The 10,490-nt window shown below is 50.9% G+C and carries 12 protein-coding genes and 1 pseudogene; 10 read left to right on the forward strand and 3 right to left on the reverse strand.

Translation table 11 applies throughout. From position 1 onward, the window contains the following. The first annotated feature begins 61 nt into the window (after positions 1 to 61). A complete protein-coding gene (locus tag PD282_RS13940) occupies positions 62 to 487 on the forward strand; it encodes an SRPBCC family protein (protein WP_274651281.1) in 426 nt (141 codons plus the stop codon). 79 nt (positions 488 to 566) lie between these two features. Here the strand turns inward: PD282_RS13940 and PD282_RS13945 are convergent, their stop codons facing one another. Further along, positions 567 to 983: a VOC family protein gene (locus PD282_RS13945; protein ID WP_274651282.1), complete on the reverse strand. Its 417-nt coding sequence runs from the start codon at positions 981 to 983 to the stop codon at positions 567 to 569. A gap of 153 nt (positions 984 to 1,136) precedes the next feature. On the opposite strand from PD282_RS13945, the gene PD282_RS13950 reads away from it, so the two are divergent. Further along, positions 1,137 to 1,295, forward strand: a complete 159-nt coding sequence (locus PD282_RS13950; protein WP_274651283.1) for a hypothetical protein — start codon at positions 1,137 to 1,139, stop codon at positions 1,293 to 1,295. Positions 1,296 to 1,637: 342 nt separating this feature from the next. After that, positions 1,638 to 2,435: an SDR family NAD(P)-dependent oxidoreductase gene (locus PD282_RS13955; protein ID WP_274655215.1), complete on the forward strand. Its 798-nt coding sequence runs from the start codon at positions 1,638 to 1,640 to the stop codon at positions 2,433 to 2,435. Positions 2,436 to 2,839: 404 nt separating this feature from the next. Here PD282_RS13955 and PD282_RS13960 read toward each other — a convergent pair whose 3' ends face one another. Next, positions 2,840 to 3,253, reverse strand: coding sequence for a MerR family transcriptional regulator (locus PD282_RS13960; RefSeq protein WP_274651284.1), 414 nt, complete (start codon positions 3,251 to 3,253; stop codon positions 2,840 to 2,842). Positions 3,254 to 3,349: 96 nt separating this feature from the next. On the opposite strand from PD282_RS13960, the gene PD282_RS13965 reads away from it, so the two are divergent. Together PD282_RS13965 and PD282_RS13970 are read left to right on the forward strand one after the other, a co-directional pair. Further along, entirely contained in the window at positions 3,350 to 4,180 is an 831-nt protein-coding gene (locus PD282_RS13965) for an SDR family oxidoreductase (RefSeq protein ID WP_274651285.1), read from the forward strand. Between the two features lie 250 nt (positions 4,181 to 4,430). Further along, complete coding sequence (locus PD282_RS13970; RefSeq protein WP_274651286.1) at positions 4,431 to 4,775, forward strand: peptide-methionine (S)-S-oxide reductase; 345 nt, start codon at positions 4,431 to 4,433, stop codon at positions 4,773 to 4,775. Here the strand turns inward: PD282_RS13970 and PD282_RS13975 are convergent. Further along, a complete protein-coding gene (locus PD282_RS13975; RefSeq protein WP_274651287.1) occupies positions 4,660 to 5,106 on the reverse strand; it encodes a winged helix-turn-helix transcriptional regulator in 447 nt (148 codons plus the stop codon). The two genes, PD282_RS13970 and PD282_RS13975, sit on opposite strands and share 116 nt — an antisense overlap. Positions 5,107 to 5,221: 115 nt before the next feature. Here PD282_RS13975 and PD282_RS13980 point away from each other — a divergent pair, with 115 nt between their 5' ends. The 5 genes and pseudogenes from PD282_RS13980 (at position 5,222) to PD282_RS13995 (ending at position 10,450) form a co-directional block, all read left to right on the forward strand. Next, positions 5,222 to 6,415 carry a zinc-dependent alcohol dehydrogenase family protein gene (locus tag PD282_RS13980; RefSeq protein WP_274651288.1) on the forward strand — a complete coding sequence of 398 codons (1,194 nt, stop codon included), beginning with the start codon at positions 5,222 to 5,224 and terminating at the stop codon, positions 6,413 to 6,415. Then, positions 6,339 to 6,524: an alpha-L-fucosidase gene (locus tag PD282_RS27570; protein WP_476703960.1), complete on the forward strand. Its 186-nt coding sequence runs from the start codon at positions 6,339 to 6,341 to the stop codon at positions 6,522 to 6,524. Before PD282_RS13980 ends, PD282_RS27570 begins: the two co-directional genes overlap by 77 nt. 7 nt (positions 6,525 to 6,531) lie before the next feature. After that, on the forward strand, positions 6,532 to 7,335 hold the full coding sequence (locus PD282_RS13985) for an alpha-L-fucosidase (protein WP_274651289.1): 804 nt from the start codon (positions 6,532 to 6,534) through the stop codon (positions 7,333 to 7,335). Positions 7,336 to 7,428: 93 nt separating this feature from the next. Further along, positions 7,429 to 7,968 (forward strand): annotated as a pseudogene (locus tag PD282_RS13990) (alpha-N-arabinofuranosidase); the annotation flags it as partial. Positions 7,969 to 8,299: 331 nt separating this feature from the next. After that, positions 8,300 to 10,450 (forward strand): beta-N-acetylhexosaminidase family protein, encoded by a 2,151-nt coding sequence (locus tag PD282_RS13995; protein WP_274651290.1) that lies wholly within the window; start codon positions 8,300 to 8,302, stop codon positions 10,448 to 10,450. The last annotated feature ends 40 nt before the right edge of the window (positions 10,451 to 10,490 follow it).

Raw genomic sequence — 10,490 nt, forward strand, 5'->3', positions numbered from 1 at the left:
TACGTCTATATCATTAAGAATGGCCAAACGATGAATATCATGAAAGAGGTGTCGAATTCAATTGGAAACGAATCAACCGACGAAAGTAACTGTGCAAGTCGTCATTCAAGCCCCTGTCGAGAAGGTATGGCGCTATTGGACCGAGCCGGATCACATCACGAAGTGGAATCAAGCGTCCGAGGACTGGCATGCGCCGAGAGCCGAAAACGATCTGCGGGCCGGCGGCAAGTTTCTGACACGGATGGAAGCGAAGGATGGCAGCATGGGCTTTGATTTTGGCGGCGTCTACGATGTCGTGAATCGGCATGAGGCGATCGGCTACACGATGGAAGACGGAAGAAAGGTGGATATTGCTTTCGTCGATCAAGGGAATGAGACGAAGGTCATTGAAACGTTCGACCCGGAAAGCTCCAATCCCGTCGAGCTCCAGCAAGCAGGCTGGCAAGCGATCATGAACAATTTCAAAGCCTATACCGAACAAAACTAATCATCGCAAAGAAGACGCCGGGGAAGATGCCCGGCGTCTTTCTTTTTGCACCCTAATACGAGCGTACTCTCCGTTAGCCTTAACCTCGTGCTGCATCCATGTTCATGTAGTTAATGGCCCACAGATGGCCGTCCAAATCCACGAAGCCCCAATGATACATGGACCCATGATCTTCAGGTTCAGCGTGTAATTTCCCGCCCAAGGAGACCGCGGTATTCACGATTTCATCGACCTTTTCCCGGCTCTCGAAGGCCAATGCGATCGTCATCTGCGCATACTTGCTCGTATCGACAGATTCCTTCTCTGTGAGCGTATTAAAGAAGGCTTGAATGATCAGCATGACCTGCAGGTTGTCGCCGATCACGATGGCTGCCGAATTCTCATTCTCGGGGAATTGCGGGTTGAGCTCGAATCCGAGTCCGGTGAAGAACGCTTTCGATTGTTCTACGTTTTTTACAGGCAGGTTGAAGCTCGTGAATGCGGACGTTAATGCCATTTTCAAAACACCTCTTCGTCAAATTAGTTTGTGTTCCTTTATGCCTTCGTTATATAGACGACAGCCGATCCGGGAAATCATCGGTCTATGTTGGAGTATTTCTTGACTTAAGTTCAAAAAAGCATATTGTCATATTTGAAGGAGTTGTCTCATATGGGACGTAATCAAGAGTTTGATTATAACGATGCTTTGGATAATGCGAAGCATCTCTTCTGGAACCAAGATTATGAGAAAACTTCCGTGCAGCAATTAACGGAATGCATGAGGATTATTTTGGAGATAAATACAATTATACCTGAAATCACGCGTTAAACCACACAAAGCCCAGATATTCTAAGCCATCTTGAGAAGGTTACGTCAATGGCTTTTAAATCAAATGTTATTCTCGATCCTGGACGAGTCAGTGGCCAAAAAAGGCTGGTTAATTGTCAAAGAAACCGGCGAATTCCGCCGAGACCTGAACGAGATTGCTATGGCGTTGTTTTTTGTCAACAATTTAGTCGGATTAAAGGCTCTAGTTAAATCAAATTTGGATAAAACCAGCCTAGAATCCATCATTCATGCACTGATAAGTCAGTTAGACTAAGGGATGGCTGACTTTTTTATCCCATTTCTTGAACATCCATTCAAAAAAAGGAGGAAATGCTTGTGGATATGCATTTGAAAAACCAAGTAGCAGTTGTTACAGGAGCAAGTAAAGGGATTGGACTCGCTATCGTTAAGAAGTTTGTGGAGGAAGGTGCCAACGTTATTGCCATTTCCCGGACAGTTACAAATGAATTGGCCCAATTAATCGAAAGTAATGCGGATGCTGTTAAATATTTTGCAATTGATCTCAATGAAGAACGGGATACGCAACAATTATCGGACCTCCTTGGCAGCGCGTTTGGAAGAATAGACATTTTGGTTAACAATGTTGGCGCAATCGACGAAAGAAGGGGGCAGGGTTTTCTGGCAACCTCGATCGAAGAATGGGAGCAGTTATACCAATTGAATCTCTTTAGTATTGTAAGAATGACACAAGCCGCGTTACCCCATATGTTAAAACAGAATGTAGGTGCGGTGATTAACATTTCTTCCATCAACGCTCAAATGCCAGAGCTCATGCTGCCTATCTATGGTACAACAAAAGCGGCTATAAATAATCTAACAAAAATGCTTGCTGGTGAGTTCGGGCCTCGCCAAATCAGAGTGAATTCGATTTCACCTGGTCCGGTAGTAACTCCTTTGTGGAACGCAGAAAACGGCATGGCCAGCTCGATCGCTTCCGCGGCAAGCATGACACCAGATGAAGTCATGACTAAGCTACCAGAGATGGCCGGTATAACGTTAGGCCGCTTTGCTGAACCTGAGGATATTGCTAATTTGACTATTTTCCTTTCTTCGAAACAGGCCTCCATGATAACCGGTGCCAATTATATCATCGATGGGAATATGACCAAGATGATTTAAATGAAAATCTAGTCCGGAAGGATTTTCGGACAAGAGTCAAGGTGTGATAAAACGCATTGGACAGTATCAAATCATAAAAGTATGGGCTTTAACTCATAGCCAATCAAATAAACCAGATCCTTTCGGAGCTGGTTTATTTGCATCTCAAATATTTTGCTGAAACAGAACAATTACAATTGACTGTGTTACGAGATCGATTGGTTGCCCACATCCGACAGGATCAAAACCTATAACGTATCAAAGAGGTTGGCCGAGATACGGTTATGAGTCGGAACTGAACTATCATAAGGAACATACGTACGGACAAAAATCCCGGCGGGCAGCAAGGTTGATCACCTTTTTATAAACATTTGTACAAAATCCGAGCTTTGCGTTTTCTGCTGACGCTTTTCACGATCATAAGGCTAGCTGTTAATTCTAAGACGTAATTCCGCCATCATAGCCTCAGCTTGCTGTGGATCTTCATTCAGCAGCTTCCTGTATGTCAGCATCCAGTTCAGCGTTACAAGCATATGATCGTATTCGTCCTTCTTGCGCTCAATCTCATTGATCTTCTGAAGAATCCATTCTATTACTTCTTGGTTCGTACGTGCGTTCGTATCGTGATCCTGCAAAATCGTCTTCAGCTCAGTTAACGAGCAGCCGATGCCTTGAAATTTCTTAATCAGCTTTAACCGCTCAGTTGCTTCGTCTGAGTAGTTGCGATAATTATTCTTCTCTCGCTGAACATGCCTGCTGTCAAGCAAGCCTTCTTTCTCATAGAAACGAATGGTGTGGGGTGTTAATCCCATCAAGTCGGCTAATTCTTGAATTTTCATATGATTTCATACCTCCAAATACTTGCCTTAGAGTGCACTTCATAGTTTAGACTGAAGTCATATCTTCGTCAAATGCTTAAGGAGGCGTACACAATTATGCGTATATTCGTTACGGGTGCAGCAGGTTTCATTGGTACAGCAGTTGTCCGCGAACTCATCGGTGCGGGCCATCAGGTGGTTGGTCTGACCCGTTCAGAGAGTGGTGCTCATGTATTAGAAAGCTTGGGAGCCGAGGTGGCTCGCGGTGTATTAGAGGACCTGGGTTTAATGCGAAGCAATGCAGCCGCTTCAGACGGTGTTATTCATCTGGCTTTTAACCACGATTTCTTTAATTTCGCCGCATCACTAGCAGCTGATCTTCGTGCCATCGAAGCAATGGGAGAGGGGCTTGCGGGCTCCGGTAAACCACTTGTTATCACAGCTCATGCAAATGGCAAGGCATCCGAGGATGCAGCACTTGCGTTTATAGAACAAGGCGTGAGAGCATCAATCGTCTCGCTTGCACCTTCCGTTCATGGAGAGGGAGATAAAGGCTTCGTGCCGCAATTAATCCGGATCGCCCGGGAAAGAGGCCTATCGGCTTACATTGGAGACGGAACCAACCGTTGGCCAGCGATTCATCGCTTGGATGCCGCAGTTTTGTTCCGCCTTGCTGTTGAATCTGCGCCTGCAGGCTCACGACTGGATGGCGTGGACGACGAAGGTATTCCATTCCGCGACATTGCCGGAGTCATCGGTCGTCACATAGATGTGCCGGTAGTCAGCATCACACGTGAAGAGGCGCAAGCAATTTACGGTTTTCTAGGCATGGTCGCGTCGCTTGACTTAGCAAGATCGAGTGATGAAACGAAGGAGCTGCTCGGCTGGAAGCCTATCCAACATGGACTTCTCGCAGATCTGGAGCAAGGACATTATTTCAAAATATAGTGTAAGACCTGGATAGACAGATCATTAAGCGATCGTAAGAACGTAAATTCTATAAAACAGCGGTAGTCCAGGACTATATTTTCTCGTTCTCGGCTGTCGCTGTTTCAATTTCTCAAGTCAGTTAGACCGTAATTTTTTGCCGAAAGGTGGGTGTTAAAATATCCATTCGGATATAGCAGAATTATCTTGATTCATTGTCAGAACCGCCAAGTGTGGAGAAAAGCAATCACCATATGATTTGTTTAATAAGATGGAGTATGTTTCCTTTTTCTTCCTCACTGATCGGCCATGTACAACCCGCGTTGGTTATGCCGGAGGAACCCAGGTTCATCCTACTTATCGGCAGCTTGGAGATCATACGGAAACGGTCGAAATGGATTATGATACTTATAATTCCTCTTATTTGTCCGAACAAGGCATCGGGACCCCAAAAACAGCCCATGCCAAGCGTGCCGCGCAAGAAGACAATTCCCGCGGCTCTATACAACGAAGGGGGATTCGGATTTCGTGTTTGAATCTTTACCTTCGTCATCTTCGGAATTTATGGTGGTCACACCAGTATTCCGGTCATAATTCTCTCTCGCACTTTCGATAATCGGGAAGACAGTATTTGCCCATTTCTTTAAGGGTTGCAGATGGCCCACTAACGTAACCCCTAGCGGTGTAAGCGAATAGTCAACGGCTGGAGGAACAGACAACGTGACGACACGTCTGACCAATCCGTCTCGTTCCAGCAGCCGCAGCGTTTGGGTCAGCATCTTCTGCGATATACCGTCGATTCTTCTTTTCATTTCCCCGTACCTCAGGTTGCCCCCTTCCAATGTATAAACAACCAGCACGGTCCATTTATTGGCGATTATATCGAGAGCCTTAGCGCAGACCTTCACCGAAAGGTCGGAACGGATGCTTTCGACGTTTTCCCTCATTCCACGGCCTCCTTCTCCACTTACGGGATACTAACGAACTTTAAAGTGCCTACTTACTTTATTTTAGTTTTTTAAATTATGATTTGTCTACATTCTTGAATGGAGGTATAGATTAATGAAAGTATTCGAAATTCAAGGCGGATTCGGTCTTGAACATGTACAATCCGTCGAACGTGAAATTCCGGTTCCCGGACCAGGTGAAGTTCTTATCCGCTTGCGTGCGGTTTCACTTAATTCCCGTGATATTGGTGTAATTAACGGAGTGTATGAACCGAACCTGAAAATGCCGCTTATCCCGTTATCCCATGGTGTCGGTGAAGTCGTAAGCATGGGGGGACGCTCCAATAAATTCAAACCGGGAGACCGGGTCAGCGCTATATTTACCCAAAGTTGGATTTCCGATGAACCGACACAGGCGAACTGGGGCAGCACATTGGGGTCTCCGTTGCAAGGGCTTCTTGCAGAATATGCCGTTTTGCCGGAGGAAGGTTTGGTCCGTGTCCCTGAACATTTGACGGACGAAGAGGCTGCTGCCCTTCCTTGCGCAGGAGTGACGGCGTGGCATGCTATCGTCGAGGAAGGCAGAGTCAAGCCCGGAGATTCAGTCGTCATTCAAGGCACAAGCGGTGTCTCCTTGTTCGCGTTGCAATTCGCCAAGCTGCATGGTGCCAATGTGATCATCACTTCGAGCAGCGACGAAAAGCTGGAGAGAGCCAAGTCACTTGGAGCGGATTACGGCATCAATTATAAGCTGTCACCCGATTGGGACAAGGCCGTTCTGGAGCAGACGCATGATCGGGGAGCCGATCTTATTCTCGATCTTGGCGGAGCCGCTACACTGAACCGCTCGCTCTCTGCCTTGATAGTGGGTGGTCAGATCAGCATCGTCGGCCTTCTTTCGGGGGCTCGCGCGGAGTTGGATATCGTGCCTGCCCTCTTAAAGAAGGCTCGCCTTCAAGCGATTAATGTTGGCAGCCGCAGCATGTTTGAGAATATGAACCAGGCAATCGAACAGAGCGGGCTCCGTCCGGTCATCGACCGTGTATTCCCGTTTGACCAGTCCATCGAAGCGAATTCGGTATTTTGGACAGGGAACACATTATGGGAAAGTTTGTATTTAAATGTAATGATCCGATCAAGCGATGAAGGGCTGCCTTGGCAAGCCCTTTTATCCTTGCTGCTTATATGCCATCCCTGCTTGGCACGAACAGATTTTGTGGCGCGGAAAAGGGATGTTGAAGCGCAGCGAATACGAGCTGCTGATCAATCAATTCAATCCTGGCCGCTTCGATCCGGACGCCTGGATTGATATGGCGGAAGCCGCGGGTATGCAATATATCTGCTTTACAACCAAGCATCATGACGGCTTCTGCCTGTGGGACACCCGGTTTTCGGCAAAGACATACTCGCAATGCTAGCTGAGGCGTGCGAGCGGAGAAACTTTCCGTTCAGTCTCTACTACTCCTGTCCGGATTGGCATCATCCCAATTATCCGAACATGGACCGGCATCACGAGATGTTCGCTCCCCGGGCCGGCGAAGAGCCCGATATCGACCGGTATTACGAGTTTGCATTCTGATCAACAATCGCGGACCGGGCGAGGGTGATTACAGCACCCCGGAACGGATTCTTCCCGAAGGGAACGAATTCCGCTCGCCGGCGGAGGCCAACCAGTCACTCGGCAGGGAAAGCTGGTCCTACAAAAGCGACGAGGATTATTACAGCCACAAATTTCTGATGCAGAGCATTGATAAAATTTTGGCGATGGGTGGAAATTATTTGCTGAATGTCGGTCCCAAGGCGGACGGCTCATTCCCTGAAGAGAGCATTCAGGCTTTGCAAATAATTGGAAAATGGTATAATACAGTCAAAGAGTCGTTCGAACAGGCGCTCCCCGCCTCAGCTTTGATTCACAAGGATGTCGTTGTCACGTCCGGCGGAGACAGGATTGAAAGAGACCATGTACTGGCGACGAAAAAAGGACACACGCTCTACGTTCATCTGTACCGGGATATCCAAGCCACGGCGATCGTGCTGAAGCCTTGGGATATTCTGCCTAATAGAGCGGTGCTTCTGAACAACGGACAGGAGCTGGAAGCCCGTGTCGATTTAATTCCCTCGCACTGGAGAGAGAAACCTTATCTGAGAATTCGAAATCTGCCTGTCAATGAATTGACGGACGAAGTACTGGTCATCAGGCTTGACTTTGACGAATCGTTAAGCGATTGACGCCTAGACTTCTGCATTAGCCCTTCAGGCGTCCCCTGAAGGGCTAATGCAGAGGAGGAAGCAGATGATGAGAAACGTCGTCAAATTGACGCCATGGCCGGCAAGCACACAATCGATCGTAAGATTTATGGGCATTTTGCAGAGCATCTGGGCGCTGTATTTACCAGGGACTCTGGGTGGGGAGGATTCGTCCATTCCGAATACGCGCGGCATTCGGAGCAATATCGTGAAAGCGCTTAAACAGCTGAATATTCCGATTCTGCGCTGGCCGGGCGGCTGTTTCGCCGACGAATACCACTGGATGGACGGCAGCGGGACGGTCCTTGAGATGAGCAGTGGGTGCAGTACATGAATTTCGGCGGCAAATCGCCAATGTCCGAACTGCGCCGCAAAACGACCGGGAGAAGCCGTGGCGGCTTGCTTTTTTCGGCGTCGGCAATGAAAACTGGGGCTGTGGCGGGCGGATGCGCGCGGAAGCGTACGCTGACGCTTACCGGCAGTACAGCATGTACTGCCGCGATTACGGCGCCCCCGCTGTACAAAATCGCCGCCGGACCGCGCGGCGACGATTACCACTGGACGGAGGTGCTGATGCGGGAAGCAGTTTATTTCATGGACGGTCTGGCGCTCCATTAATATATACGGGTGCAGGATTACAGCACGCTCTGCAATACCGACCCGCACAGGTGGAATGCGATACCGGCGGCTTCGCGGGAACCATGTTTCCGGCAGGGCGCTGACAGCCCCCGGAATGAGCAGCCATAATTCATTTGATCATCCGGATCGGGTGCAGCCCGTGTTCTTGACCGGCGCGCGCCTGGCCGGCAGCGGGTTCTCCGCCGAAATTCGCCGATGTCCGTCGCCGTACTGGAAATGGAATAGAACATAGCCGCCCGAACTCTCACTGAACGCCGAACTGAACATAGAACGTCCGCACGCAGCGGACAGGAAAGGAATGTGGAAGATGGAACGGATTGTTATTGCTTGGGATGAAACGATCCCGGCCGTTTCCTTTGCGGCTGCGAAGCTACGGGAGGCGCTGGAAAAGCGTGGCGCGACCGTTGCCGGTATCTCGCTCTCCGCGCTGGCCGAAACGGATGCCTCGATTCGTATTGCGCTTACCGTTGCGCAGGAGGGGGACGCCGCTCTCGCGGCGGAAGGCTACACGATCCGGATGGAACGGGGAGACGGCGTTGCGCTGTGCCGTGTGACCGGCGCCGATCCGGCCGGAGCAATGTATGGAGGGCTTGATGTCGCGGATTCGATCAATGCCGGAACGAGCGTCGTCAATCTCTTGAACAAGTCGAGCAAGCCGCATATCGCCGGACGCGGGATCAAATTCAACCTCCCCCTTGACGCGCGCACGCCGAGCTATTCCGACAACGGCGACTCCGCGCAGCACAATATCCCCGAGATGTGGAGCATGGACTTCTGGAAGGAGTTTCTGGACGATATGGCGCTGTACCGGTACAATGCGCTGTCTCTGTGGAATCTTCACCCGTTCCCATCGATGGTCCGCGTGCCCGAATATCCCGACATCGCCCTCAGCGACGTGAAGCGTACTACCGTTCCGATTCAAGCGAGCCTGATGGGAACCGACATGTCAACCGAGAAGACGCTCGCTTCGCTTGAGACCGTCCGCGTTATGAGCATCGAGGAAAAGGTTGACTTCTGGCGCGAGGTTATGCAGCATGCGAAGAACCGCAACATCGAGGTCTTCATCATCACGTGGAATATGTTCACATACGGCACAGAGGGCAACAGCTACGGCATCTCCTGCGCTCAGGACAACGAAACGACCGTCGACTACTTCCGGGCTAGCGTCCGCGCCTTGCTGGACTCGTATCCGCTGCTTGCCGGAATCGGCGTGACCGCCGGCGAAAACATGAAGCACGGCGAACCGCTTGCCAATGAGGACTGGCTGTGGCGCACATACGGAGAAGGCGTAATGGATATCAAGCGCAAGGACCCCTCGCGCAAGATCAGGTTCATCCACCGGGCGCACCAGTCGGCGCTGTCCACCATCGACCGCGCGTTCGCCGCATACCCGGATACGTTCGATTACAGCTACAAATATTCGCTGGCGCACATGTATTCGTCGGCTCATCCACCGTTCATTTATCAGACGAGCGGCTACAAGGAGCTGGAAGGCAGCTTCCTGACCGAGCTGCCGGAGGGCCGCAAGACGTGGCTTACCGTGCGGGACGACGATTATTACTATTTCCGCTGGGGCGATCCCACATTTGCCCGGCAGTATATATTGAACATGCCTCCGGCCGAGCAATTGGCAGGCTTCTATATGGGACCGGACGGGGTCGTCTGGGGGCGTGAATTCGTCAGTACAGAGCCGGATACGCCTCGCCAGTCGATCATTCGCAAGCGCTGGTACAGCTTCATGCTGTGGGGCCGGCTGGCGTACGAGCCGACGCTTCCTGACTCCTGTTTCGAGCGACAGCTTGCGTTCCGTTTTCCGGAAGCGCCGAGCCATGCGCTGCTTGAAGCCTGGTCGGCGGCGTCGCGCATTTTGCCGCTCGTCACAACGTTCCACTGGGAAGAGAACCATCTGGATTTTCAATGGTATCCCGAGGCGTGCTACAGCAATCCGAGAATCGCCAAGGGGTTCCATACGGTGGAGCACTTCATAAACGATGCGCCGATGCCTGGGAGCGGACTGATGAGCATTCCCGATTATTGCGCGCATCTGAGTGGCAATCGCGCCCTCGACGGCATAACGCCGGAGAGGGTAGCGCAGGATCTGCGCGAATATGCGGAGCGCGCGCTGCAGCTGGCGGGTGGAATTGATCCGGGGGATGACAAGCAGCTCCGCCTGACGCTCGGCGATCTGCGGGCGATGGCGTACCTGGGCAGATATTACGCAGCCAAAATATCCGGCGCGCTGCAGCTGTGCCTATTCCGGCAGACGGACGATCCATCTTGTCAAGCGCAGGCGGTTGCTCATCTGCGGTCGGCGTCCGAACATTGGCAGGATTACGTCGCGCAAACCGTGAGCCAATACGTGCCACAGCAGTTGACGCGCCAGGGATGGAATGTTGTTGACATTGCGGCGCTCCAGGCGCGGGTAGACGAGGATATCGCCATAGCTGAGAACGCGTAGGCGCGCATATCCTCTTCGGTCGGCGGGCTAGAGCGTATGC

Origin of the sequence: Paenibacillus humicola (assembly GCF_028826105.1) — a bacterium.
Classification (GTDB): domain Bacteria; phylum Bacillota; class Bacilli; order Paenibacillales; family Paenibacillaceae; genus Paenibacillus_Z; species Paenibacillus_Z humicola.

Excerpts from the sequence above, each read along its gene's own strand:
- PD282_RS13960 (WP_274651284.1), bottom strand. The coding sequence starts at position 3,253 with ATGAAAATTCAAGAATTAGCCGACTTGATGGGATTAACACCCCACACC.
- PD282_RS13975 (WP_274651287.1), bottom strand. The coding sequence starts at position 5,106 with ATGAGGGAAAACGTCGAAAGCATCCGTTCCGACCTTTCGGTGAAGGTC.
- PD282_RS27570 (WP_476703960.1), top strand. The coding sequence starts at position 6,339 with ATGTTGAAGCGCAGCGAATACGAGCTGCTGATCAATCAATTCAATCCT.
- PD282_RS13970 (WP_274651286.1), top strand. The coding sequence starts at position 4,431 with ATGGAGTATGTTTCCTTTTTCTTCCTCACTGATCGGCCATGTACAACC.
- PD282_RS13965 (WP_274651285.1), top strand. The coding sequence starts at position 3,350 with ATGCGTATATTCGTTACGGGTGCAGCAGGTTTCATTGGTACAGCAGTT.
- PD282_RS13955 (WP_274655215.1), top strand. The coding sequence starts at position 1,638 with ATGCATTTGAAAAACCAAGTAGCAGTTGTTACAGGAGCAAGTAAAGGG.
- PD282_RS13980 (WP_274651288.1), top strand. The coding sequence starts at position 5,222 with ATGAAAGTATTCGAAATTCAAGGCGGATTCGGTCTTGAACATGTACAA.
- PD282_RS13995 (WP_274651290.1), top strand. The coding sequence starts at position 8,300 with ATGGAACGGATTGTTATTGCTTGGGATGAAACGATCCCGGCCGTTTCC.
- PD282_RS13950 (WP_274651283.1), top strand. The coding sequence starts at position 1,137 with ATGGGACGTAATCAAGAGTTTGATTATAACGATGCTTTGGATAATGCG.
- PD282_RS13945 (WP_274651282.1), bottom strand. The coding sequence starts at position 983 with ATGGCATTAACGTCCGCATTCACGAGCTTCAACCTGCCTGTAAAAAAC.